29 protein-coding genes and 1 rRNA gene are annotated in these 23,930 nt (G+C 37.5%); 2 read left to right on the top strand and 28 right to left on the bottom strand.

From position 1 onward, the window contains the following. Positions 1-74: 74 nt before the first annotated feature. The 15 genes from GX497_18135 to metG form a co-directional block, all read right to left on the bottom strand. On the bottom strand, positions 75-692 hold the full coding sequence (locus GX497_18135; GenBank protein HHY75097.1) for a 50S ribosomal protein L25/general stress protein Ctc: 618 nt from the start codon (positions 690-692) through the stop codon (positions 75-77). A gap of 125 nt (positions 693-817) precedes the next feature. Beyond that, positions 818-1,771 carry a ribose-phosphate diphosphokinase gene (locus GX497_18130; protein ID HHY75096.1) on the bottom strand — a complete coding sequence of 318 codons (954 nt, stop codon included), beginning with the start codon at positions 1,769-1,771 and terminating at the stop codon, positions 818-820. Positions 1,772-1,798: 27 nt separating this feature from the next. Further along, complete coding sequence (glmU, locus tag GX497_18125) at positions 1,799-3,169, bottom strand: bifunctional UDP-N-acetylglucosamine diphosphorylase/glucosamine-1-phosphate N-acetyltransferase GlmU (protein ID HHY75095.1); 1,371 nt, start codon at positions 3,167-3,169, stop codon at positions 1,799-1,801. 189 nt (positions 3,170-3,358) lie between these two features. Then, the gene (gene spoVG / locus GX497_18120) at positions 3,359-3,652 is read right to left on the bottom strand and encodes a septation regulator SpoVG (GenBank protein HHY75094.1); all 294 of its coding nucleotides are present in this window, start codon (positions 3,650-3,652) and stop codon (positions 3,359-3,361) included. 140 nt (positions 3,653-3,792) lie between these two features. Continuing rightward, positions 3,793-4,167, bottom strand: a complete 375-nt coding sequence (locus GX497_18115) for a RidA family protein (protein HHY75093.1) — start codon at positions 4,165-4,167, stop codon at positions 3,793-3,795. 21 nt (positions 4,168-4,188) lie between these two features. Continuing rightward, a complete protein-coding gene (gene purR, locus GX497_18110; protein ID HHY75092.1) occupies positions 4,189-5,031 on the bottom strand; it encodes a pur operon repressor in 843 nt (280 codons plus the stop codon). An 80-nt stretch (positions 5,032-5,111) separates the two neighbouring features. After that, positions 5,112-5,984, bottom strand: a complete 873-nt coding sequence (locus GX497_18105) for a 4-(cytidine 5'-diphospho)-2-C-methyl-D-erythritol kinase (GenBank protein ID HHY75091.1) — start codon at positions 5,982-5,984, stop codon at positions 5,112-5,114. 145 nt (positions 5,985-6,129) lie between these two features. Next, on the bottom strand, positions 6,130-6,312 hold the full coding sequence (locus GX497_18100) for a small, acid-soluble spore protein, alpha/beta type (protein ID HHY75090.1): 183 nt from the start codon (positions 6,310-6,312) through the stop codon (positions 6,130-6,132). A 90-nt stretch (positions 6,313-6,402) separates the two neighbouring features. Beyond that, the gene (locus GX497_18095; GenBank protein HHY75089.1) at positions 6,403-6,672 is read right to left on the bottom strand and encodes an ABC transporter permease; all 270 of its coding nucleotides are present in this window, start codon (positions 6,670-6,672) and stop codon (positions 6,403-6,405) included. Between the two features lie 269 nt (positions 6,673-6,941). Continuing rightward, positions 6,942-7,808 (bottom strand): sporulation peptidase YabG, encoded by an 867-nt coding sequence (gene yabG / locus GX497_18090; protein ID HHY75088.1) that lies wholly within the window; start codon positions 7,806-7,808, stop codon positions 6,942-6,944. Positions 7,809-7,909: 101 nt separating this feature from the next. Then, positions 7,910-8,794, bottom strand: coding sequence for a 16S rRNA (adenine(1518)-N(6)/adenine(1519)-N(6))-dimethyltransferase RsmA (gene rsmA / locus GX497_18085; protein HHY75087.1), 885 nt, complete (start codon positions 8,792-8,794; stop codon positions 7,910-7,912). Next, a complete protein-coding gene (gene rnmV, locus GX497_18080) occupies positions 8,791-9,351 on the bottom strand; it encodes a ribonuclease M5 (protein HHY75086.1) in 561 nt (186 codons plus the stop codon). The genes rsmA and rnmV overlap by 4 nt, the downstream gene beginning before the upstream one ends. A gap of 126 nt (positions 9,352-9,477) precedes the next feature. Beyond that, positions 9,478-10,638: a DUF348 domain-containing protein gene (locus GX497_18075; GenBank protein ID HHY75085.1), complete on the bottom strand. Its 1,161-nt coding sequence runs from the start codon at positions 10,636-10,638 to the stop codon at positions 9,478-9,480. A gap of 231 nt (positions 10,639-10,869) precedes the next feature. Next, positions 10,870-11,637, bottom strand: coding sequence for a TatD family hydrolase (locus GX497_18070; GenBank protein HHY75084.1), 768 nt, complete (start codon positions 11,635-11,637; stop codon positions 10,870-10,872). Positions 11,638-11,652: 15 nt separating this feature from the next. Further along, the gene (gene metG, locus GX497_18065) at positions 11,653-13,629 is read right to left on the bottom strand and encodes a methionine--tRNA ligase (GenBank protein HHY75083.1); all 1,977 of its coding nucleotides are present in this window, start codon (positions 13,627-13,629) and stop codon (positions 11,653-11,655) included. A 410-nt stretch (positions 13,630-14,039) separates the two neighbouring features. On the opposite strand from metG, the gene GX497_18060 reads away from it, so the two are divergent. Continuing rightward, entirely contained in the window at positions 14,040-14,324 is a 285-nt protein-coding gene (locus GX497_18060) for an AbrB/MazE/SpoVT family DNA-binding domain-containing protein (GenBank protein HHY75082.1), read from the top strand. 43 nt (positions 14,325-14,367) lie between these two features. On the opposite strand, the gene rsmI is transcribed toward GX497_18060, so the two are convergent. From rsmI to GX497_18010, 10 genes are all read right to left on the bottom strand, one after another. Next, positions 14,368-15,246 carry a 16S rRNA (cytidine(1402)-2'-O)-methyltransferase gene (gene rsmI, locus GX497_18055; GenBank protein HHY75081.1) on the bottom strand — a complete coding sequence of 293 codons (879 nt, stop codon included), beginning with the start codon at positions 15,244-15,246 and terminating at the stop codon, positions 14,368-14,370. After that, complete coding sequence (locus GX497_18050) at positions 15,243-15,545, bottom strand: GIY-YIG nuclease family protein (GenBank protein ID HHY75080.1); 303 nt, start codon at positions 15,543-15,545, stop codon at positions 15,243-15,245. The genes rsmI and GX497_18050 overlap by 4 nt, the downstream gene beginning before the upstream one ends. Next, positions 15,496-16,239, bottom strand: a complete 744-nt coding sequence (locus tag GX497_18045; GenBank protein ID HHY75079.1) for a tRNA1(Val) (adenine(37)-N6)-methyltransferase — start codon at positions 16,237-16,239, stop codon at positions 15,496-15,498. Before GX497_18045 ends, GX497_18050 begins: the two co-directional genes overlap by 50 nt. 57 nt (positions 16,240-16,296) lie before the next feature. Next, the gene (gene yabA, locus GX497_18040) at positions 16,297-16,653 is read right to left on the bottom strand and encodes a DNA replication initiation control protein YabA (GenBank protein HHY75078.1); all 357 of its coding nucleotides are present in this window, start codon (positions 16,651-16,653) and stop codon (positions 16,297-16,299) included. Between the two features lie 26 nt (positions 16,654-16,679). Then, the gene (locus GX497_18035; GenBank protein ID HHY75077.1) at positions 16,680-17,495 is read right to left on the bottom strand and encodes a stage 0 sporulation family protein; all 816 of its coding nucleotides are present in this window, start codon (positions 17,493-17,495) and stop codon (positions 16,680-16,682) included. A gap of 3 nt (positions 17,496-17,498) precedes the next feature. Further along, positions 17,499-18,488 carry a DNA polymerase III subunit delta' gene (gene holB, locus GX497_18030; GenBank protein HHY75076.1) on the bottom strand — a complete coding sequence of 330 codons (990 nt, stop codon included), beginning with the start codon at positions 18,486-18,488 and terminating at the stop codon, positions 17,499-17,501. Positions 18,489-18,503: 15 nt separating this feature from the next. Continuing rightward, complete coding sequence (locus GX497_18025) at positions 18,504-19,130, bottom strand: dTMP kinase (GenBank protein HHY75075.1); 627 nt, start codon at positions 19,128-19,130, stop codon at positions 18,504-18,506. A gap of 54 nt (positions 19,131-19,184) precedes the next feature. Next, positions 19,185-19,409, bottom strand: a complete 225-nt coding sequence (locus GX497_18020; protein ID HHY75074.1) for a hypothetical protein — start codon at positions 19,407-19,409, stop codon at positions 19,185-19,187. A gap of 99 nt (positions 19,410-19,508) precedes the next feature. After that, positions 19,509-19,757, bottom strand: a complete 249-nt coding sequence (locus tag GX497_18015) for a YdcF family protein (GenBank protein HHY75073.1) — start codon at positions 19,755-19,757, stop codon at positions 19,509-19,511. Between the two features lie 225 nt (positions 19,758-19,982). Continuing rightward, positions 19,983-21,416: a PLP-dependent aminotransferase family protein gene (locus GX497_18010; GenBank protein HHY75072.1), complete on the bottom strand. Its 1,434-nt coding sequence runs from the start codon at positions 21,414-21,416 to the stop codon at positions 19,983-19,985. A 158-nt stretch (positions 21,417-21,574) separates the two neighbouring features. Between GX497_18010 and hisC the strand changes: the two genes are divergently transcribed. After that, the gene (gene hisC / locus GX497_18005; GenBank protein HHY75071.1) at positions 21,575-22,654 is read left to right on the top strand and encodes a histidinol-phosphate transaminase; all 1,080 of its coding nucleotides are present in this window, start codon (positions 21,575-21,577) and stop codon (positions 22,652-22,654) included. Between the two features lie 235 nt (positions 22,655-22,889). Here hisC and GX497_18000 read toward each other — a convergent pair whose 3' ends face one another. The 3 genes from GX497_18000 to rrf form a co-directional block, all read right to left on the bottom strand. Continuing rightward, on the bottom strand, positions 22,890-23,033 hold the full coding sequence (locus GX497_18000) for a hypothetical protein (GenBank protein HHY75070.1): 144 nt from the start codon (positions 23,031-23,033) through the stop codon (positions 22,890-22,892). A gap of 118 nt (positions 23,034-23,151) precedes the next feature. After that, positions 23,152-23,394 carry a carnitine--CoA ligase gene (locus tag GX497_17995; protein HHY75069.1) on the bottom strand — a complete coding sequence of 81 codons (243 nt, stop codon included), beginning with the start codon at positions 23,392-23,394 and terminating at the stop codon, positions 23,152-23,154. Between the two features lie 410 nt (positions 23,395-23,804). Continuing rightward, positions 23,805-23,921 (bottom strand): 5S ribosomal RNA (rrf, locus tag GX497_17990). Between the last annotated feature and the right edge of the window lie 9 nt (positions 23,922-23,930).

The following is a 23,930-nucleotide window of genomic DNA, read 5'->3' as shown; positions in this document are numbered from 1 at the left end:
GTTTATTACCTCTCCTTACAGCTGCTAAATAAAATCTAAAAGACGTAGCCATGTTTTAGCTACGTCTTATTATATCATTTTTCTACCTCAGTATTCGAATTTTCATCAATGTCTTTTGCTCCGCCCTCGTCTTGAACCTCGCCGCTGCCAACTTCATCTTCAACCTTTGGTGCGAGAATTGAAGCAATAACGGTGTCACCATCATCAATAATTTCATATTTGCCATCAATCTTAATATCACGGACGGTAATAACATCACCAATATTATACTGTGTAATATCGATATCAATTTTTTCTGGAATATCACCTGGTAAACAACGTACAGACACCTTGTACAATGGCTGTTGCAGTGTGCCACCATCTTTTATTCCCTGTGCGTCGCCAATTAAATTAACAATGACTTCAACGTCAATTTCCGAAGCCATATTTACAATGAAAAAGTCGGCATGGACCACTTCACCGTTAAGTGGATTTATTTGCACATCGTGAAGCATAACAGACTCAGGATTATCATTTTCAACTTTAAGTTGGATGATTCCGTTCCTACCAGACTTCCTCATTGTCTTCATAAATTCAAGTGAGTCAAAATAAATATGTTTTGTAGGCTTGTTTTTCCCATAAACAACAGCAGGTATTTTACCACCGCGACGAAGCGTCGTAAGCGCTGATTTTTTAAAGTCTTCTCTTTTCATTGCGGAAATTGTAGACAAAGATAATCACCTTTTTCAATCGTATTTTTTATCCCTATCTATCAATTTCTCCAAAAGGATTGAAAAGCAAACATTATTTTTTTAAAAAATGGACGGCATTGTTGTGATTAATCGAACAAGGTACTTACTGATTGTTCTTCATGAACACGAATAATCGCCTCACTTATTAATGGCGCAACCGAAAGCTGAACAAGCTTTGGAATCATCTTTTCCTCCGGAATTGCAATCGTGTTTGTAACGACAAGCTCTTTAATTTTTGAATTCATAATGCGATCCATTGCCGGGCCAGATAGAACTGGGTGTGAACAGCATGCATATACCTCTTTTGCACCATGGTCTACAAGCGCATTGGCAGCAAGGGTTATTGTTCCAGCCGTATCAATAATATCATCGATTAGAATGGCTGTTTTGCCTTCAATGTTACCGACGATGTTCATAATTTCCGCGACATTTGGACGTGGACGGCGTTTATCAATAATCGCAATTGGCGCCTTCAAACGGTCTGCCATCCTTCTTGCCCGTGTTACACCGCCATGGTCAGGTGAAACTACGACAATATCCTCTAAGTTCTTCGCTTGAAAATATTCAGTTAAAATCGGCACAGCCTGTAAATGGTCAACTTGAATATCAAAGAACCCTTGAATTTGCGGTGCGTGTAGATCAAGAAGGATGACACGTGATGCACCAGCTGTTTCAAGTAAGTTTGCAACTAATTTGGAAGTAATCGGCTCACGGGCACGTGCCTTGCGGTCCTGACGAGCATAGCCATAATACGGCATTACAACATTAATTGTTTTTGCCGAAGCGCGTTTAAGCGCATCAATCATAATTAACACTTCCATCAAATGCTCATTAACAGGTGCACTTGTCGGCTGCACAACATACACATCACAACCGCGAATACTTTCATCAATGTTGATTTGTACTTCTCCATCGCTAAAACGAGAAACAGAGCATTTTCCCATTTCAATTCCAATATGTTCAACAATTTCATAAGCTAAACGAGGATTGGAGTTTAGAGTAAACACTTTTAAATTTGGGTCAAGATATTGGTTTGGCATTTTAGAAAAAACCCTCCGTAAAAATTTTTATTTATTATTTTTTTTATTTTCAATATATCCGATTTTATTAACTTGTCTTGCGCGAGCAATTGATAAACTGCTCTCAGGGACATCTTCTGTAATTGTTGACCCTGCCGCAATAAAAGAATCTTTCCCGACGGTTACTGGTGCAACTAAATTCGTATTGCAGCCAACAAATACACCGTCCTCTATTTTCGTTATATGCTTTTTCTCGCCATCATAGTTAACAGTAATCGAACCACAGCCGATATTCACATCCTTGCCAACCTCGGCATCGCCAATATAGCTAAGATGGGAGACCTTGCTTCCTATTCCTAAAATAGATTTCTTGACCTCAACAAAGTTGCCAATCTTTACCTCATCGTGTAAAGTAGATTGCGGTCTAATATGGGCAAATGGGCCGATGTTTACATCATTGCCGATTTCGCTATCATAAGCCGCAGAGTGGCGCACAACAGTTCTTTCACCTATATTACAGTTATCAATTTCACTATTTGGACCGATGGTGCAATCAGCACCGATAATAGTTTTCCCTTTTATGACAGTCCCTGGATAGATAACCGTATCACTTCCAATTATCGCTTCTGCTGATATATAAGTATTAGCAGGATCAATAATCGTTACCCCATTTTTCATATGGAATGTATTGAGACGCCGCTTCATAATATTCTCAGCCTCTGAAAGGGCAATTCTATCATTTACACCTAAAGTTTCTTCCATATCATCTGTTTGATAAGCTGAGATTGTTTCACCTTTATTTTTCAAAATTTCAATCACATCAGGTAAATAATACTCCCCTTGCACATTATCATTTTTTACTTCTTTAAGAGCCTGAAAAAGGGATAAATTATCAAAACAGTAAGTGCCAGTATTAATCTCTTTTACCTTTAGCTCGCTTTCATTCGCATCTTTATGCTCAACAATCTTTTCTACTAATCCACTCTCACCCCGAATAATTCGTCCATATCCAGTTGGATTGTCGGAATAGGCAGTTAAAATAGTCGCTTTCGCATTTGTTTTTGTATGATGCTCGAAAAGAGCTTTCATTGTGTCAGGGGTAATTAAAGGTGTATCACCACAAATGACAAGGGTTGTTCCTTCTTTATCACTGAGAAGGGAATCTGCTTGTCTAACCGCGTGTGCAGTACCAAGCTGCTCTTCTTGAAGAACATACTCGCATTTTTCTCCTAAATATTGCTTCACCTTTTCCGCCCCATGGCCAATAACTGTCACAATTTTTTTCATATTAAGCTTAGCAACATGATCAATGACATGCTCGACCATCGGCTTTCCACATACAGGATGCAACACTTTATAAAGCTTTGATTTCATCCTTGTTCCTTGACCAGCTGCTAAAATAACGGCATAACGATTCATAGCAAACCCCCACTCGTCACCTTTTTACCACCTTCGAATATATCGTAAAAAACTATGTATTTCAACATTTCTATAAAAATATATTAAAAAAGGCTGCCTCAAAAGAACCTAGTAACACATACCAATTGCAAAAATAGGGTACTTACACTAGATACTATTGAGACAGCCTTTGTTTTTAAATTCTAATTTTTACGAAGCTCCAGCCTCTTCATATTCCACTTCATTAAGCTCTCCTAAACGATGATACTCTGCTAAAACTGCATCTTGAATTTTTCCACGCGTGGAAGAATTAATTGGATGAGCTATATCACGGAATTCCCCGTCAGGAGTGCGTTTACTTGGCATAGCCACAAATAAACCGTTATTCCCATCAATGACTCGAATATCATGAACAACAAATTCATGATCAAGCGTAATGGAGGCGATGGCTCTCATGCGTCCTTCGGTGTTCACGCGGCGTAATCTTACGTCAGTTACTTCCATCTGTATCACCACCTTTTCCCTAAATAAAAACATATTACCAGTAATTCAACAAATTTCAGGCAAATCCTTCTTGTTCACAAAAAATTTACAAAAAAAATCCAACTTATATAGCAAAAGTTGGACATTTTGTGAACAAACTATTATTTAACTAAGGCTACAACCTCGATTTCTACTAATGCATCCTTTGGAAGTCTAGCTACTTCTACACATGATCTTGCGGGCTTATGATTCTTGAAATATTCAGCATATACTTCATTTAGTCTAGCAAAATCATTCATATCTTTAATAAAAACAGTCGTTTTAATAACCGTATCTAATGATGCCCCCGCTTCAGCTAAAACAGCCTTTAAATTAGCAAAAACTTGATGTGTTTGTGCTTCAATATCGCCAGTGACCACTACTCCCGCTGGTGTTAGTGGAATTTGCCCAGAGCTATAAAATAGATTATTGACAATAATTCCTTGTGAATACGGTCCAATCGCTGCTGGTGCGTTTTCTGTTTGAACTGCTTTCATTTCCTATTCCTCCTTGATCGATTACATTTCTATACTCAATGGTTTAGCAAATTTAAAATAATTCCCTTCTTCCACTTCAATCTGCTTTTCCTTTACATTCACTTTCGATAAACGTATTAATGAAATATATTCATCTACTAAACGTTCTTCCGTATCTTCAGCCTCTACTAACACGCCAATTCCAGCGACAGTAGCATTGAATTCTTCAAGCATGCTAATCATGCCGTTAATCGTTCCCCCGGCTTTCATAAAGTCATCAACAATAAGAACATGCGAGCCTTCTGCCAAGCTTCTTCTTGATAGTACCATATTTTGAATTCTCTTCGTTGAGCCAGAGACATAATTAATACTTACAGTTGAGCCTTCCGTCACTTTACTATCACGGCGTACAATAACAACTGGAACATCCAAATAGGAGGCGACCGCATAGGCAATGGAGATTCCTTTCGTTGCCACCGTCATGACGACGTCAATTTTTCTATTCGCAAAAACAGAAGCAAATAACCGACCAATTTTATTTACAATTCGCGGATTTCCCAATAAATCATTTAAATATAAATATCCGCCCGGAAGCAAGCGATCTGACTCCGCAATCTGCTCCTGCAGCATTCCGATAAACTGGTGGGCTTCCGTTTCTGAAGCATGTGGTATATATTTGACCCCGCCTGCTGCTCCGGGTACTGTATGTAAAGAACCAATTCCTTGCTCTTCAAATGTTTGTTTAATAATGGCTAAATCTTCACTAATGGATGATTTTGCTGCTCCATATCGATCCGCGAAAAAAGAAAGTGATACTAAGTGGCGGGGATGATCTAACAAATAGCTTGTCATATCTACTAATCTCCCGCTTCGCCTAATTTTCATTCCCGTACACCCCCTAAAACCCGAATATTTTATAGTTACTATATCATTTTTATACGGATTTAATCAAGGGCCGGCAAGTTTTACCGTTCATTTCTATGCCCTAACATCCGAACTGCATACACCTGATCACAAAATCCCCTTAATCCATTGTAAATTCGTTGCAGGCGTGATTGGTATTGGACTAGTCCATAAACGGTTGGCCCGCTGCCGCTCATTAAGACAGCATCTGCCCCAAAACGCTGCATCTGCGCTTTAATATGGCTGACCTCTGGATGAAGTTTTAATGTAACACTCTCTAAAACATTGCCAACATTTTTACAAATTCCTTTGAAATCATGATTTTGAATAGCCTTTACCATTGCATCAAGATCGGGATGCTCTACTTGATCCAGCTTTAAATTCCGGTAAACTTCTGCTGTCGAAACGCCGATAGTAGGTTTGGCTAAAATGACCCAGCATGGCGGCGGCGGGGCAATATGCTCAATTTTTTCACCCCGCCCAGACGCTATCGCCGTACCACCATACACGCAAAAAGAAACATCTGAACCAATTTCCGCTCCTAGTTCAGCAAGCTCATCTAATGTTAGACCTAAGCCCCACAATTGGTTTAAACCTCTTAATGTTGCAGCTGCATCGCTACTTCCCCCTGCTAACCCAGCGGCAACAGGAATTACTTTAGAGATGGAGATGGATACACCATTTTTCACTGTAAATCGCTCTTTTAATAGCATTGCCGCTTGATAAGCCAAATTCCGTTCATCATCGGGTACGAAGCGATTTTGTGAGAGTATGCTTATTTTATCTTCTGGTAACTCCTCTAGTTCAATCCAGTCCGCCAAGTCGATTGTTGTCATAATCATATTGACTTCATGATACCCATCGTCCCTCTTGTGTAGAACATCTAATGATAAATTAATTTTTGCTGGTGCTTTTGCTAAAATTCGATTGCCCATCCTACGATTCACCCACTAACTACAACTTCTTCTTTTTCGTATATTGTATCATAAACATACAGTATAACCATTTTTTACTTAAAAAAAACCGGAGCTTTATGCAGCTCCGGTTATCGCAGTATTTTAGTTGTTTCAGAACACGAATTTACTGTTTTTGCTGATTTACTAAACTTTGCTGTGCAATTTCTACAGCGCGCTTGACCATGCTTCCGGCTTGTCTAGCTGTAATACCACCCCAGCCTTCAGCTTGAACAGTATCGTAAAACCCAAGTTCCTTTGCGAGTTCATCTTTAAATTGTTGGGACATTAAACCTCTTCGTCTGCCCATAATGAGTCCCCCTCCTAAAACTGCGACAGTCTTAGTATTAGGAAATTATCATTAAGCCATTCATTTAATGAAAAGGACAGTAAACAAAGTTTACTGTCCGCTGATTGCAATATTTCCTGTATTATCATCTAAAAAGGTTAATTCAACCGTTTCGGTTAAAACGTCGGCATAACTATATGATACTCGTTCGAATGAATTTTCTTGTTGATCCAGTTCAATAATAAAAACCGAAGGATATGTTTCAGCTAAGATCCCAGATCTTTCAATTGTCTTGCGCCGCCCCCCATTCGCTTTTAATGTTAGGCGCTTCCCAAGATTATTGTCGAGAATCCGTTTAATATCTAATAAAGTTTTTCCCATTCGTTCCACCTCACTATGTATAGTTTATCACTAAATATCATTTCAGTCAAATAAAACTAAAATTATATCAGTGACACCTTTTTACTGTCAATGGGTTTTTTAGTTATAACTGATTATTTTTATTTATTTTTTGTGAACATATTTATAATATGCCACCAATTGTCAAAATTATGTATTTTTCGAGAATATTTTCAAATAGTAAAAGCTGTCTTTTACTGTCAGGCATTGATTAGACGTGTGATCAATGCTAACTTTTTTAGACAGCTTTATTATTCAAATTCCGGTTCACTATAGGGCATTCCAACACGAAGCAGCCCTCTTGTTTCGACGCCACCTAAGCCTTTTTCACCTGTTAATGTATTGCGCAGCACATCCCAAACATTTATATGGTCTTTAATAGGGGTATAGCTAATCTTGGCAACAATATACACTGGGTCAAGCGCATGAATATTAACACGCGTTGGTGAGCTTGCAAAATTAGCCCCAGCTTTGATTAACGATTCAAAATGCGATTGACATGCACCTGCAAAAATAACAAGTTGATCTAAATGCGGAACTTTTTTTCTAGCCTCAAAGACTGTTTGGGCAAAATAGCGGGAATGGCGATAAGCCTTTAAATCACTTTGCTTGCCTTTTGATTTAATATAGGCATCGTGACCAGTCACAACTAAAATATCAGGTCTAAATTGTTCAATCAGCCTACTTACCTTTTCCGGCATCTCTTTTTCATTCATGTGGACACCATACATTGGGACACCAAGTCTCTCATATAAGGCCCGGCATTTTTGTAAATAAACAGCATCCCCATCTAAGTGGAGTACGCGGCCAGGCATTTGAAAAAACAATTCATGATGGCTATAGCCACTCGACGCATCGTATTCATTTCGCTGCCGAATTAAGTTATAATCTTGGCGAAATAATCTGTTTGATTTTTCTACTTTTTCTTTTTCTCTTTTTTGTCTGCTTTCATATTCTTTATCATCAATACTTATTAAATCAGCTATCGGTGCGTCGGCAATTAGCCTAACATCCTCACCAAATAAAATAGCTGTGGAATCATTTATTTCCGTTACTCGGAAAAGTAAATCGTGTTTATATGATTTACGAGTAACGATATCACCTACTTTACTTTTCATAGTTCCCCTCCTTCACATGGAGAGCTACATTAGCAGCCTTTTATAGCCTATGTATCAATGGGGAAAATGTGATAAAAAACTACGAAAGCACGATAGCCTGATTATCGTTGTTCTGAATACAAAGTATAAAGCACATCACTCAACTTTCCAAACTCCATCATGCTTAAAGTCTCACCGCGTCTTTTTGGATCAATTTCTGCCGCAAGCAACGCTTTTTCAATTGCCTGCTTGTCTATTTTATTAGCGAAATGATTGGATAAATTATTGAAAATTGTTTTTCTTCTTTGGGCAAAGCTTGCTCTGACAACCGTGAAGAAAAAATCTTCGTCCTTCACCTGAATGGCAGGAGCTGTTCTTTTTGTTAACCTAATGACAGCCGAATCGACATTGGGCTGTGGAATAAAGACTGTCTTCGGCACGGTCATCACAGTTTTTGCCTCTGTATAGTATTGAATGGCGATTGATAGCGAACCATAATCCTTAGACCCTGGGGAGGCGGCAATCCGATCTGCAACCTCCTTTTGGAGCATGACAACAATCCCCCGAATCGGCAAATGCTCGGTCAGCAGTTTCATAATGATTGGTGTTGTTACATAATAAGGGAGATTGGCAACAACCATTATATCCTGTCCGTCAGTAAATTCTTCTGTAATAACTTTGTTTACATTTGCTTTTAAGACATCTTCGTGAATGACCTTTACATGTGGGTATGGTTCAAGTGTTTCTTTTAAAATCGGCAGTAAGCGTCCATCGATTTCAAAAGCGACAACCTTTTTAGCACGCTTTGCCAGCTGTTCTGTTAACGCTCCAATGCCAGGGCCGATTTCAATCGCCCCACTCTCCTCTGTTAATTCAGCAAAGTCAACAATACGATTTAAAATATTTAAATCAATTAAAAAGTTTTGCCCTAAGCTTTTTTTAAAGCAAAATCCGTGTTTTTCCAAGATTGCTCTAGTTCGTACCGGGGTTGCAATATCCTTCGTCATTCCTTCTCCTCCTGCAATACTTGAAGTACCGCCTCTATAAAAGTCGATTTTTTTATTTGAAACATATTTAAGCGTTTATGAAGCTGTTTCCCATTTGTATAGCCTATTTTTAAAATGGACCCGAGCTTTTCCCGCCTTTCTTTCGAACGGGCTTCTCCAATTAGACCAGCCTCAAGTAGGTCCTCTTGGGTTATTTCCTCTATCACCTCAATCATTTCTTGCTTCACAGCATTTAATGCATTTTGAATAGCAAGGACAGAAGCATGTTCAACACCAAGCCCTTTGCCTTTCTTTGCGATTGCCTCATGCCGTGGTAAAAAGGCATGTTTACAGCCAGGCACCCTTTCGGAAATGATTTTGCGAATCCGTTCACCAGGATAATCGGGATCTGTAAAAATAATGACCCCTCGCTGTTTTTGCGCAAGACGAATTTGCTCAATCGTTGCTTCACTTATTTCAGAGCCATTTGTTTCAATCGTATCAGCTAAAACAGCGCTTCTTACACGGACAGTGTCATCTTTCCCCTCTACAACGATTATTTCTTTTATTTTTTTCATTTTTTCCTCCAAAAATTGAAACCTTAAACGACCATTTAACGTCTATATATTAACAAGTATAAGCGAAATTGCAAAAAATAAAAAACACAGAGGAGCTAAGTTGTCCCCTGTGTAAAAAATAAAAGTCTACTCTAAAATTTTAATTAATACCGTTTTGTTGCCGTAACTGTCTACGGTTTTTTCGTCAGGAATAAAAAGATCAATTTTATTACCTTTAATCGCACTTCCGGTATCAGCAGCAATTGCATGACCATATCCTTCGACCCATACCTTTGTACCTAGAGGAATGACATCAGGATCTACAGCAATCACTTTTGCATCAGGGTTCGTCCTTAAATTTACTCCTGTAGCCGTTTTACCGGAACACCCATTGCAGTATGCTGTATAGGCTGTAGCTTTAACATAGAATTCCTTTTTGACCGGGCCATCATAACCACGAGCGGTTTGCTTTTTTATTTGCTTTGTCCCTAAAGCAACCACTTTGTCTTTGCTATCTTTTACTTTTTCTGTACTAATAAGTTTTCTAGAAGCTTCTTTTCCATTTTCTAAGATTACTTCGAAGGTTTGCTTTTCTAGTCCCTTTTCACCTTTGGTGACTATCTGCTCAACACCTGCTGGTAGGGATGAATCTTTTCGAGTTACAACTGCAAAATCAACTGGTACTTCCACCACATCGGTGACCTTTTCTACGCGTATAACATTTACAACCATATTTTCTGTGACTTGAGTATCGGCTTTTGGCTCAACGCGGTCAAGTTCATTCAGTTTAATTTCTTGGTGCCTTAAAAGGTCAACGACCGTAGTCGAAGTTGTCCAAACTTGCTTCTTCCCACTTCCGTCTTTAATCGTTACAAGAAAAGCAGTATCTACGATAATTTCTGTGTTTTGATCTAGCTCTGTATCCCTACTTGGACTGATTCTATCATGTTCATTTAATACGACTTTTTGTTCTTTAATAAAATCCCCTACAGTTTTTGCTGCTGACCAAACCGTTTGTTCTTTCCCCCAAGCTATTAATCTAATAGGTTTTGCGGGGTCCCACGAGACGTTCATTTTTGCTATTATTGGTGAATCTAATGATGGGCTGACTTTATCCTGCTCTAAAATCTCCAAATCAAGCTCTTTAAGCAGTTCTTTAACAGTTTTGGCATGCGTTCGCACCTTCTCCTCTTTCCCATCTAAGACGACCATAACAGATTGTTTCGTCACCTCATTATTTAGTATCAAGGCCAATACTAATGCTAGAATGCTAAATAAGGCAACTTTTTTCGTTTTCGATTTCAGCATTTATTTGCCTCCTTCATACGGAGTGATTATATAAGAGCCTTTCGTAAGTTGTCAACTATAATTTACCACCTCACTTTTTCTTGACAATATTTTAGACATGTGTGATTGTCTATTGTTTCACATTATAAAGGCTTTTTGTTTTGAAAATCCACCCAAAAATATCGACAGCATTATTCGCTAATTGCAATAGAAAAAGGGGCTGTTCATTTATAGACAGCCCCTTTCGACATTTTATGAAATTTGGAAAACTCTTTTGGCGTTTAAAGTTGTTTGACGAGCTACTTCCTCATAGGAAATTCCTTTTAGCTCAGCAATTTGTTCGGCTACGAATTTTACGTATGCAGGCTCATTTCTTTTTCCGCGATATGGATGCGGTGTTAAGTATGGACAGTCCGTTTCAATTAATAACTTCTCCAGCGGCAGTTCAGCAGCAACTTCTTTTGGTTTTTTTGCATTTTTAAATGTTACAGGACCACCAAATGAAATATAAAAATTCATGGCGATACATTCCTTCGCTATTTCTAAACTGCCGCTAAAACAATGCATAATACCGCCCACCTCAGCGGCATCCTCTTCTTTTAAAATTTCCACAATATCCTGCGTTGCTTCTCGGTTATGAATAATGATTGGCAGCTTCACTTTTTTAGCTAAGCGAATTTGTTTTCGGAAAACATCTTTTTGAATATCCTTCGGTGATTTATCCCAATAATAATCTAAACCCATTTCACCTAGGGCAACGACCTTTGGGTGGCTTGCAAGTTCCTCCAGCCATAGTAGATCATCTTCTTGCATATCAATTGCATCAACGGGATGCCAGCCAACCGAAGCATATATAAAATCATGTTTTTCAGCAATTCTAATCGCTTCTTGAATCGTTTGTCTATCGAAGCCGACACAAACCATCGCCGAAACACCTTCAGATTGCGCTCGCTTTATGACCTCCTCGACATCGTCTGCAAATTGACTTGCATTGAGATGAACATGGGTATCAAATAACATATAATAACTCCCTTGTTACTTTATTTTTGTGCCATTCGGAATGCTCGCATCAATGGAAGCAAGCTTTAGCTTTCCATCATCTTTACCTGCTAAAATCATTCCTTGGGAAAGCTCACCGCGTAATTTCACCGGCTTTAAGTTCGTTACACAAATGACTTTTTGACCCGCAAGTTCTTCAGGGGAATAGTATTCAGCAATCCCAGAAACAACTTGGCGCTTCTCAAAGCCTAGATCTAATTGCAGCCTTAGTAACTTATCTGCCTTTTTAATTTTCTCCGCTTTGATTACCTCTGCAACACGAAGTTCAACCTTCATAAAATCATCAATTGTTATTTCTTCAACTTCAGGAACAGCGTCTTCGTCCTTTGATGCTTTTGCCGAATTCGCTTCTGTTTGTTGCGCCTGTGCCGGCGGCTGCATATCTTGTTTAATGGCTGCAACTTCTTTTTCAGCCTCTAATCGTGGAAAAATAGGCTCTCCCTTTTGTACTTTCGTACCACTTTCGATTAAACCAAATTGATGTAAACTTTCCCAAGATGTTAATTTGTCCCCGCTAATACCTAATTGCTCCCACATTTTCTTAGGCGCTCTTGTTAAAAACGGTTGCAACATGATTGAAATTTGCCTTAAAGACTCCGCTAAATGGTACATAACAGAAGCTAAATCAACTTTCTTTTCTTCCTCTTTTGCTAAAGCCCACGGCTGTGTTTCGTCAATATATTTATTCGTGCGACTAACAAGCTGCCAAATTGCTGTTAAGGCGACGGAAAACTCCATTTTTTCCATCGCTTCTTCCACTTTTTCGACTGTTTCTTTTGCTGTTTTTTCTATTACTTCATCAAAAGCCGTTACTTGCCCTTTGTACTCTGGGATTTCACCGTCAAAATATTTATCAATCATCGCAATCGTACGATTCAATAAGTTTCCTAAATCATTGGCCAAGTCAAAGTTTATGCGATCAACGAAACCTTCTGGTGTAAATACACCGTCTGAACCAAACGGCACCTCACGCAATAAATAATAGCGAAGCGCATCTAAGCCATAACGGTCAATTAACGTAACCGGGTCAATGACATTTCCTTTTGATTTTGACATTTTTCCATCCTTCATTAATAACCAGCCATGTGCAAAAACCTTTTTTGGTAGCGGTAAATCTAACGCCATTAACATGATTGGCCAATAAATCGTATGGAAACGGACAATTTCTTTACCAACTAAATGAACATTAGCTGGCCAGTACTTTCGATAGTTTTCATCATTTTCAGTATCATATCCTAAAGCTGTTATGTAATTTGATAACGCATCAATCCATACATAAATCACATGCTTTGGATTTCCAGGCACTTTAATACCCCAATCAAATGTTGTTCTTGATACAGCTAAATCCTCTAAGCCAGGCTTTATAAAATTATTAATCATTTCATTTTTGCGTGATTCTGGTTGAATGAATTCTGGATTTTCTTCATAATATTGAAGCAGCCGGTCGACATACTTGCTCATCTTAAAAAAGTAAGATTCTTCTTTCACCTTTTCAACCGGGCGGCTACAATCCGGACAATTGCCCTCCTCGATTTGACGCTCAGTAAAAAACGATTCACAAGGTGTACAATACCAACCTTCATACACATCTAAATAAATATCCCCTTGCTCCACTAACTTGGCAAAAATCTTTTCAACAATTTTTTTATGGCGTTCTTCCGTTGTTCTAATGAAATCATCATAAGATATATCAAGCTTTTCCCATAAATCCTGAATTCCTGAAACAATATTATCGACAAATTGTTGTGGACTAACGCCTTTTTCCTCTGCTTTTCTTTGAATTTTTTGTCCATGCTCATCAGTACCTGTCAAGTACATCACATCAAAACCGCGCAAACGCTTATAGCGTGCCATTGCATCTCCAGCCACAGTTGTATAAGCATGCCCTATATGTAATTTGTCACTTGGATAATAAATTGGTGTTGTTAAATAAAATGATTTTTTTCCACTCATACTTAATGTCCCCTTTAAACCTTTTGTATTCGTACTTTTATATTATCACCAAAATATACCGAACTGAAAGTAATCATGTCAAGATTCGGCCAAATTGCGAAAATTTTTGTTGAAATATATGTTGAGTTTTGTCGTCTCTTTATGTCATAATATAAACATACAGTTTTTTGGAAAACAGTAATTAACTGTAAAATTAAGTCTATTAACTATTTTTATAATAAGAATAAAGAAAGTCTATATATCAATAGTTTACAAGAATCCTAAATACTTTTTTTTATATAATCTACACTTTTTTACAAAATAAAAATTGACTACTTTTGGAAATATTGGTATGATGAAAACAGATGAAATTTGTCGAAACATGACGAATTATAAAAATAAAATTTTTATTTTAAGGGGAGAATGATTAAATGAAATCTACAGGTATTGTTCGTAAAGTTGATGAATTAGGTCGCGTGGTTATTCCAATTGAATTACGCCGTACATTAGGTATCGCAGAAAAAGATGCACTTGAAATTTATGTAGATGATGACCGCATTGTTTTAAAGAAATATAAACCTAATATGACTTGCTTTATTACTGGGGAAGTTTCTGATTACAATTTCACACTTGCCGAAGGTAAAATTGTCCTAAGCCGTGAAGGAGCAGAACAATTATTACAAGAACTTCAAGATAATCTTGCAGTGGCGAAATAGTACGATTTAAAGTTTTAGAGGCTAGTTTGCTAGCCTCTTTTTGTTATTCAATATGAAACGATTGGTACACATCTCGCTTCGGTATTCCCCGCTCATCTGCCACTTTCTTTATCGCATCTTTCGAACGCAAACCTTCCTTTTCCATGTAATGCTCTACATGTTCTTTTATATGTAAGTCCGCCCACCAATTATTCTCAGTGGCAAAATCATCGATATTTGCACCTTCAACAACAATACAAAATTCACCGCGGATTGCTTCTTCATCTGCCCACTGTATAAGCTCACTTATCGTTCCTCTAATATATTCTTCAAACTTTTTTGTTAACTCCCTTGAAAGGGACGCTTTCCGATCTGGTCCCCAAGCTTTTTCAAGAGCTGATAATGTTTCTTTTAAGCGGTGTGGGGCTTCATAAAAAATAATCGGGTCGTTTATTTCCTGTAATCTTTCAAGCTCCGCGACTCTTTCCTTTTTTCCTCTAGGCAAAAAACCATAATAATAAAAATGATTGGTCGGCAACCCGGAAGCAATTAGAGCAGTAAGGGCTGCATTTGCACCGGGTAAGGCAATAACAGCGATATTTTCCGCGAGGGCATCGACTACTAAATCATAGCCAGGGTCGGAAATAGCGGGCATACCAGCATCACTAACTAATGCCACTGTTTTCCCATTCCTTATTTCATCTAGTATTTTTATCCCGCTTTCCCGCTTATTATGCTCATGATAGCTTGTTAGCGCTGTCGGAATTTCAAAATGATTAAGAAGCTTAACCGTCTGCCTTGTATCTTCAGCGGCAATTAAATCCGCTTCCTTTAAAACACGAATGGCCCGAAAAGTCATATCTTCTAAATTGCCAATCGGAGTGGGAACTAAATAGAGCGCTCCTTGATTAGCTGAATTAAAGCTTTTTTGCTGCTTTCTCAAAAATATCCCTCCCTTTCCTTAATAATCTGTTCTTTCTGCTCCCTTGATAATTGTTTAATGCGGTATTCTTCCTGCATCGCATCCGTTTTTAATTCATATTCCTTGGAGTATAAAAGCTGTACAGGCGTTCGTCCTCTTGTATATTTTGCCCCTTTGCCAGCCTGATGTCTTTCAATTCTTTTTTCTAAATTATTCGTATAGCCCGTATAGTACGACCCATCGCTGCATTCCAAAATATAAACATAATGTCTATCCCCGTTTTCCATATAAAATCTCAAGCAGCTCCTCTGTATATTCATTATTTTCTTTATACACATAAAGAGGGGGCAAAATTTTCAGGCCAGCTTTCCCATACTTTGTACCCTCTATTAGTAATGTATTCGCTTCTTTTCCCACCTTTGGATAAACAAATCTTATTCGCTTTGGCTCTATTTTATATTGTCTCATGAATGTAACAATATCAAGCAGCCTCTCAGGGCGATGAACAAATGCTACTTTGCCGCCGTGACGGACAAGTGTGCTTGAAACTCTAACAACATCTTCTAAAGTGCAAAAAATTTCATGGCGGGCAATTGCTAAATGAGGATTTTCATTATACTCCGTTTCACTCGGTGTTGGAAAATACGGCGGATTACAAGTAACTACATCAAACTGAGCGTTCCCTAAAACGGTTGGCATATCTTTAAGATCACCATGAATAACTGTCAGACGCTCTTCCAAATTATTATAGTTGATGCTTCTAAGCGCCATATCATAAATCCGTTCTTGGATTTCAACCCCAGTAATTTTCCCCTTCGTACGTTCGCTTAACAACAAGGGGATGACAGCATTGCCTGTACATAAATCAAGTAAATTTCCTTTTTGAATAGGAACATAAACGAAATTCGCCAATAACACAGCATCCAATGAAAAGTTAAAAACCGATGGGCTTTGTATAATTTTCATCCGTTCATCTAATAAATAATCTAAGCGCTCATCACCATGTAATTCAATCATATGTAACCTTCCTTTTTTATTAAAAAAGCCTCTCCATAACAGGAAAGGCTGCATTTATTTTTTATTTAAAAACGATAAGCAAAATAAACAGTCTCCATCTTTTCGCAGGCTTCCATAATGGACATTGCAAATATGAAACCCTTCTTGATAAATACGGGCTAGGTTGTCATATCCTTCACCAATATCTGCTACTGACTCTTCTTTCTTATTCGTCTTTTTTTTCGAATTGCCTGGTCTTGGCCCGTTCTCTTTCTCAAGCCGCTGTCTCAGGTGATGATTTTCCATTTTTAGATGATGATTTTCCTCTAATAGCTCAGCTAAATGGGATTTGAATTCACCTAACTCTTTGTATAATTGACCAATTTGTTCCTCAATTTTAATCGCTTGATCAAATAATTGTTTTTTGTCCACTTGAATACACCTCTAAATTTTGTGGGCTAAAACGACACGGTCCCTTGCTCAACTAATTCACCAATCGTATACTCTACAACACGTTCAGGCTCAAAAAGCTCAACTTGGATAATACCTTCTAGTATATTAAGACCGACAACCTTGCCACTTCCTTGCGGCGTTAGAATTGGTTCTCCTAAATCAGGCAGCTCTGCTTTTGCTGTTTCATATTCATCATTTTCATATTTTAAACAGCACATTAGTCTACCACAAAGCCCAGATATTTTTGCTGGATTTAACGATAGATTCTGGTCTTTCGCCATTTTAATCGATACTGGGTCAAAATCACCTAGGAACGTAGAACAGCAGAGCATCCTACCACATGGTCCAATTCCTCCAAGCATTTTCGCCTCATCGCGTACACCAATCTGGCGCAACTCAATTCTTGTCCGAAAAATGGCTGCTAAATCTTTTACTAGCTCTCGAAAATCAATGCGACCATCCGCAGTAAAATAGAATATGATTTTATTTCTATCAAACGTATATTCTACGTCTACTAGCTTCATATCTAGACCATGCTCTTCTATTTTTTTCGTACAGGCCTCATACGCTTCTTTTGCTTCTCTTTTATTTTCCTCAACATTTATAAGATCCTCTTCATTTGCAAGACGAATCACTTTCTTCAACGGCAGAACAACATCATTTTCGTCGACTTTTTTGGAGCTAATAACGGCTCTACCAAACTCAATGCCGCGAACTGTTTCTACTATTACATAATCCCCTTTGGAAATTTTAAATTCTCCTGGATCAAAATAATATATTTTACCCGCCTTTTTAAAGCGAACCCCTACTACTTCATACAAGCGTTATCCCTCCTGCAACTTTAGTATCAGCTGCTCCATCAATAATGAAGGATTGACATTAGCATTTAGCCGCTTTTTTGCTTCTAATATAACGGATAAATGATCTGCAATCTTCTTTTGTGAAAACCTGATCGATTGCGCTTCAAGTAATTCCTTTTGATCTATATAAATAAGGCTATTTTCTTCGCCAATTTGGATATATAAAAGGTCTTTAAACCATAATAATAGTAAATCTAAGCCTATATTCAGCTGTTCTTTTTCTTTAAAATGCAACAGCCAATGTTCATGTAAAAAAAGGAAAGCATGGTGGCTCCTTTTTAAAAGAACCTCATTTAATTGTATCACTATGTTTCGGGCTTGTGCAAACCAATCGTCCGAAATAATCGCAAGGGCCTCATTAATATTATTGGTAAGAGAGGCAACAATTTTCCCAAGATAACTAGGAATACCTTGTTCTGCTAATTTCTCTAAAAGCAATTCCGATGTTAACGGTCTAAAATTCAAAATCTGACATCTAGATAAAATAGTCGGAAGTATTTGCTGCACCTGTTCGGTGAGAAGAATCGCGATTGTCCTTCCCTCTGGCTCTTCTAAAAACTTTAATAAACTATTTGCCGCTTGATTTGTCATTTTATCAGCATGCTCAATAATATAGATTTTCCCTTTTGCTTCAACACTCTTTTTTGAAAACTCTTTCTGTAAATCTTTAATTTGTTCCTTTTTTAGCGATAAACCATCTGGTGATACTAAATAAACATCAGGGTGGTTGCCCGATTCAATTCGCTTGCATTCAATACAAGAATAGCATGGCTCTGCTCCATTTCTATTTTTGCAAAAATAGCTTTTGGCAAACTGCAGACTGACCTCTTTTTTACCTGTCCCACGACCACCTTCGAATAAATAGGCATGGGCTATTCGGTCTTTTGTGATGCTATTTGTCAACATCCTTACTACATTGGGCTGCATTGTTTGTAACTGCTCCCAAGTTTGCATTTATCATCACCACATTTATATATATTGATCAATAATCGCTTTCACATCTTCATAGACTTCGTTCTCTTGTCTTTCCGCATTAATTGCTTTTATTCGCTCTGGAAAACGGCTGATAAGCTGTTGATAGCCTTCATGCACTTTATAGTGAAACTCCATCGTTTCTAAGTCTAAGCGATTGATTTCCCGGTCTTTACTTTTATTAATACGGTCCAAGCCTGTTTCAGGCGTAACATCTAAATACAACGTCAAATGCGGCATATAGCCATCAACGGCAAATTGATTAATGGATAGGATTTCATCGATGCCAAGTCCGCGTGCATAGCCTTGGTAAGCAAGACTGCTGTCAATAAAGCGATCGCATAAGACAATTTGTCCATTTTGTAGGGCTGGAATGACCTTTTCAACTAAGTGCTGGCATCTTGCTGCCGCATATAGCAAAGCTTCTGTTCGTCCATCCATCATTGTATGACTCCGGTCTAATATAATAGAACGGATTTTCTCCGCAATTTCAATCCCACCTGGCTCACGTGTTAAAATAACATCCAAGCCTCTGTTTGCTAATTCATCGTTTACGCGCTTGATAATCGTCGACTTTCCTGCTCCTTCTGGGCCTTCAAAGGTGATAAATAATCCATTTTTCATGAAAATTCTCCTACATCTTCTATCCTTTTATTGATCTTGTCTTCAGCAAGTCTATTATTGCATTTTAAAAACTTCAAGTCCATTTTTTAAAAGATCCTTATCATTTTGAAAATAAGCCCCTGCCTTTTTCAACGATACTATTTGTTCGATATGGTTTTCTGTTATTTTTTCACCTTCAAAAATAAGCGGTATTCCAGGCGGGTAGGGGATGATGGAAGTTGCTGCAATATGACCAACCGCTTGTTGGATTGGAACTACTTCTTTTTTACATTTTCTCATTTCTTTATAAGTAAGCGACAAGATTACCAACGTATACAAATGAATCCCCTCTCATTCACGAATAAATCATTTAACAATCCAGAATTTAATTCCGTGCACCTAATCCCTTACACTCATAAATCCAACAGCTAAAGTTTCTCTTGAGTGAGTTAATGGAACAATACTGAGAGGAGTTGATGCTCCTGCACTATATGGTTCAAAGCCTGCTTTATTAGCATAATATTTTGCACAGTACAAATGGAAATCGCTAGTGACTACGATTACTTTCGGATGTTTGATGAGCATTAATTGTTTTGTAAATTCGAAATTCTCTTGTGTGCTTGTTGATTGATCTTCCATGACAATCATTCTCTTATTTACACCATGTTCAACAAACAACAATATAGTCGATTTTATTTGGATTCTGCTCCTTCATTGCCAATAATTTGCAAGTTTCAAAATAAGTAGCACTAACTAATCCTATTATGAAAATAATAAACAACGAACTTCTTATTTTTTTCCTCTCTTAGTTTGAAAATTTTATTATGAATAAAATAGTTTCACTTATGAGAAAGTACCTACTACCTTGTTCCTCTAGTTAAACCAAGCCTGTTTGAGTAATTCAATTCCTTCAAAAATTTCCGCTTCAGACAGTCCTCCAAAACCAAGCAAAACCTTGGCGCTACTATTCTGACTGTTCTCTAATTCATAAATGGACGTAGGATAAACTTTTACACCCAATTGTTTAGCTGTATGAATGAGTTCTGCTTCATTCATTTCGTTTTCTACCTTCAGCATGATATGAAGACCTGCACCTGCACCAATTACCTCGACATCGTCTTGAAAAACTTTAGCCACAGCCTGTAGCATTGCATCATGTTTTTTATGATACAATCTTTTCATTTTTCTCACATGCCTTTCAAAGTCCCCAGATTCCATGAACCATTGAAGAGTTTTTTGAAAAATTGGGGAAGCAAGTTGGTCATAACTATGCTTTCTAAGTAAAAACTTCTCCAGAAGCTCAGGGGGAAGAACAAGATAACTGATACGAAATGATGGGGTTAATGATTTTGAAAAGGTTCCCATATAAATAACTCTTCCAAAATCATCAAGACTTTGTAGCGAAGGAATGGGACGACCATTATAGCGAAATTCTCCGCCGTAGTCATTTTCAATAATGTATGCCCGTCGTTCTTGTGCCCATTTCAGCAATTTAATCCGTTTATTTACAGACAATGTCATACCATAAGGAAATTGGTGTGAAGGGGTTACATAAATTCCCTGTGCATTACTATTGTATACATCTTCTATTCGAATACCGTCACTTTCTAACTCAAGAGGGATGCAATTAAATTGAAACTGTTCCAGCAACGCTTTTACTCCAATGTTAACCGATTTTTCTACTCCCATATTTATAATATCCCTCTTAATCAGCTGAAAAAGCAGATCAAGTGAATGATAGGTGCCTGCACCGATTACGATTTGTTCAGGTAAACATCGAACTCCCCGTATTTGATGAAGGTAAGAGGCAATTTCTACCCGTAACTCCCGCTCTCCTTGGACATTTCCATACAACAAAAATTGACTATTCTCTGGCAATAAACATCTATTCATTATTCTTCGCCACTTAGTTAGTGGAAAATGTGCCAAATCAATGTTCCCGTATCCAAAGTCATATTGGATTAATTTGTCTTGGTATGCGTGATAAAAATGTGGAAGGGAAAGTTTATCAGAAGAACTAGACATTAGATGCGTTGATTTTTGCGATGAAATAAATGAATCTACCTCAACTGCAAAAAAGCCGCATCTTGGCTTACTTTTAATATATCCCTCTGCTATTAATTGTTCAAAAGCTAGCTCTACAGGAGTTCTACTAATTCCAAGATGAGCCGCCAGCCTTCGAATAGATGGTAGTTTACTACCCTTGACTATACGACCAGCTACAATCTCCCCACGAATATAATGATAAAGTTGAATATAGACCGCCTCATCGGATGATTTATCAATTATAGGCGTTAATTCAATCATTCATTTTCCCTCCCCGTTACTTTCAACTGACATTTCAAAAATTCTAAAACTGTCTATTTTAAGAGTGCCAATTTCCAATTATGATCATAATATCATCTTATTCATTGAAATGAAAGAACAGATAATTCAAAAAAATATGAAGTGAGGAGAAGAAAACAATGACATATATACTTCCACATATTAGGGAAATGAAACCTTATGAAGCAGGGATACAACCATCCGAGAAAAGAAAAATGATTAAATTAAATCTAAATGAAAATCCTTTTCCTCCATCCCAAAATGTCCTTCGTGTCCTTCATACAATTCAGGAAGATACATTAAGACTTTATCCTGACCAGCACTGTGATGAGCTTCGAGAAGCATTAGCAAAAGAGTATAGGGTAACAAAGGAACAAACCTTTTGTGGAAATGGGTCGAGTGAGATTATTTCATTAATCTTTAAATTATTTATAGGTCCACATAGATCAATTGCTATTCCAGACCCCACCTTTTCGCTTTATTATAGTGTAGCGTCAATCTATCAAGTCGAATGTATGAAAATACCAACCCGTGATGATTTTTCAGTAGACATCGACTTATTATTGGAATCTAAAGCCAATGCCATTATCCTTGTGAATCCTAATGCCCCAACTGGACGATTATTGGATATTGCAGAAGTAGAACGGCTTGTTAGTAAGTTCTCTGGACTAGTTATTGTAGACGAAGCCTATATAGATTTTGCAAACCCTAGTTCATCTGCTATTCCTTTATTAAAAAAGTATAATAACTTGATAGTTATCCGTACATTTTCAAAAGTATATTCTTTATGCGGGATACGAGTTGGCTACTGTTTTTCTAATAAGGAATTTATTACTGCTCTGGAAACAGGGAGAAATCTTTTCAATGTTAATGTAATTAGCCAAAAACTAGCCTTAGCAGCGTTAATGGATCAGGAACACTTGGTACGTACAACCACCGCTGTTAAACATATTCGTGAAGCCTTTTCCAATAACTTACGCAAATTGGGATTTGCCGTCATCCCATCCAAAACCAATTTTATTTTGTGTTCCCCTCCTTCAAAACTTGGGAGAAATGGCGCTAAAGAATTATACAATAAACTACTGGAACGAAATATATATGTTCGCTACTTTGAAACCCCACGACTTTTAGACAAATTGCGAATTTCAATAGGTACTAAAGAAGAAATGGCAACGCTATACAATCAGCTACATCAGATACTTCAATCTGAAACATTTTAGACTTGGGGTAAATCGTATGCACTAATGGGGCAATCCTCCAACTTTCACTCGTTTTAGGGAACAATTCATTTGACCAAGGGAACAACTTATTTGCCTTGGAAAGAACTCGATTTTGCAATAACATTTAATTCGATCACCTAACGTAATCATAATATTCCACCATTTTACAAAAAGTCCCGATGATACTTATCCTCACCGGGACTTTCCAAACAATAGTGTTTAATTTTTGAATTAATTACCGATGCGATTTCTTCAAAGAGTTTTTCATATCGTTTTCAATTTCTTTAAAGAGAACTTTTCGTCTATACTTCACCAACCACACAATATGATAATGGACATTATAGACACAAGTTCTTGCCTGAATGATTTGTTTTTTTATCCATACATATAGTACATCATTCGTATCATTAAAATACTGTGGATTTTACGTTACACGCATTGCCTATGGTATGAAAACATACTAAAAAACAGATCCTAAACTTAATTGGCTCTGTTCCTTATTTTGCATATAGTGTTGGCTCGATTACCTTTTTCAGTTGATTTAAATAATATTTGTACTTTTCATTATTTGTTTCAGTTGATATTATTTCCTGCTCACATTCATTGCAAATAAATTGCGTATATATATGAATGCCATTTTCTTTTTTTTGTTCACAAATGACACACGTTTCCCCAACAGTATTTTTATTTATGTTTAATTTTTGATCCGAATTTGATTTTCCATTCGTATTAGAATCCATCCGGTGTCCACCTCCACAGCCTCAGTATTACCAATTAAGAAAAAGTTTATACACTATTCCGAATAAACTTAATAGTCATTACAAACGTTTAGGTAATGTTATTTTATGAAAAGAATTATTTATTTGTGTCTGTCTATTAGGAAAAGAAGAAATTTGGCTAATATTGTCTGTTATTACGCCTTATTAGCGGCCGGTTTTTGAAAATACTACCGAGAATTCAATCACTATTCTATTTATTGTCCAAGTAAAGTGATTTATTGTCCAGAATTCACCTTTTATTGTCCGGACTCAACTATTTATTGTCCGCGAACCATCATTTATTGTCCGATTGCCAGTTATATCCTGTTCCAAAGTATAAAATACCGATAACAACGCAAAAGGAGTAGCATTTCTGCTACTCCTTTTAATTCGCTTGGCAACGTCCTACTCTCACAGGGGGACAGCCCCCAACTACCATCGGCGCTGAAGAGCTTAACTTCCGTGTTCGGCATGGGAACGGGTGTGACCTCTTCGCTGTCGTCACCAAACATTATATT

This window comes from Bacillus sp. (in: firmicutes) (assembly GCA_012842745.1).
Classification (GTDB): Bacteria; Bacillota; Bacilli; order Bacillales; family Bacillaceae_J; genus Schinkia.
The sequence above is the reverse complement of the archived record's forward strand: the minus strand, read 5'-3'. Positions and strand labels throughout refer to the sequence as shown.

Coding starts and splice junctions, on each gene's coding strand:
- GX497_18135 (HHY75097.1), bottom strand. CDS start 692: ATGAAAAGAGAAGACTTTAAAAAATCAGCGCTTACGACGCTTCGTCGC.
- GX497_18130 (HHY75096.1), bottom strand. CDS start 1,771: ATGCCAAACCAATATCTTGACCCAAATTTAAAAGTGTTTACTCTAAAC.
- glmU (HHY75095.1), bottom strand. CDS start 3,169: ATGAATCGTTATGCCGTTATTTTAGCAGCTGGTCAAGGAACAAGGATG.
- spoVG (HHY75094.1), bottom strand. CDS start 3,652: ATGGAAGTAACTGACGTAAGATTACGCCGCGTGAACACCGAAGGACGC.
- GX497_18115 (HHY75093.1), bottom strand. CDS start 4,167: ATGAAAGCAGTTCAAACAGAAAACGCACCAGCAGCGATTGGACCGTAT.
- purR (HHY75092.1), bottom strand. CDS start 5,031: ATGAAAATTAGGCGAAGCGGGAGATTAGTAGATATGACAAGCTATTTG.
- GX497_18105 (HHY75091.1), bottom strand. CDS start 5,984: ATGGGCAATCGAATTTTAGCAAAAGCACCAGCAAAAATTAATTTATCA.
- GX497_18100 (HHY75090.1), bottom strand. CDS start 6,312: ATGGGCAGACGAAGAGGTTTAATGTCCCAACAATTTAAAGATGAACTC.
- GX497_18095 (HHY75089.1), bottom strand. CDS start 6,672: ATGGGAAAAACTTTATTAGATATTAAACGGATTCTCGACAATAATCTT.
- yabG (HHY75088.1), bottom strand. CDS start 7,808: ATGAAAAGTAAAGTAGGTGATATCGTTACTCGTAAATCATATAAACAC.
- rsmA (HHY75087.1), bottom strand. CDS start 8,794: ATGACGAAGGATATTGCAACCCCGGTACGAACTAGAGCAATCTTGGAA.
- rnmV (HHY75086.1), bottom strand. CDS start 9,351: ATGAAAAAAATAAAAGAAATAATCGTTGTAGAGGGGAAAGATGACACT.
- GX497_18075 (HHY75085.1), bottom strand. CDS start 10,638: ATGCTGAAATCGAAAACGAAAAAAGTTGCCTTATTTAGCATTCTAGCA.
- GX497_18070 (HHY75084.1), bottom strand. CDS start 11,637: ATGTTATTTGATACCCATGTTCATCTCAATGCAAGTCAATTTGCAGAC.
- metG (HHY75083.1), bottom strand. CDS start 13,629: ATGAGTGGAAAAAAATCATTTTATTTAACAACACCAATTTATTATCCA.
- GX497_18060 (HHY75082.1), top strand. CDS start 14,040: ATGAAATCTACAGGTATTGTTCGTAAAGTTGATGAATTAGGTCGCGTG.
- GX497_18050 (HHY75080.1), bottom strand. CDS start 15,545: ATGAATATACAGAGGAGCTGCTTGAGATTTTATATGGAAAACGGGGAT.
- holB (HHY75076.1), bottom strand. CDS start 18,488: ATGCAAACTTGGGAGCAGTTACAAACAATGCAGCCCAATGTAGTAAGG.
- GX497_18025 (HHY75075.1), bottom strand. CDS start 19,130: ATGAAAAATGGATTATTTATCACCTTTGAAGGCCCAGAAGGAGCAGGA.
- GX497_18020 (HHY75074.1), bottom strand. CDS start 19,409: ATGAGAAAATGTAAAAAAGAAGTAGTTCCAATCCAACAAGCGGTTGGT.
- GX497_18015 (HHY75073.1), bottom strand. CDS start 19,757: ATGATTGTCATGGAAGATCAATCAACAAGCACACAAGAGAATTTCGAA.
- GX497_18010 (HHY75072.1), bottom strand. CDS start 21,416: ATGATTGAATTAACGCCTATAATTGATAAATCATCCGATGAGGCGGTC.
- hisC (HHY75071.1), top strand. CDS start 21,575: ATGACATATATACTTCCACATATTAGGGAAATGAAACCTTATGAAGCA.
- GX497_17995 (HHY75069.1), bottom strand. CDS start 23,394: ATGGATTCTAATACGAATGGAAAATCAAATTCGGATCAAAAATTAAAC.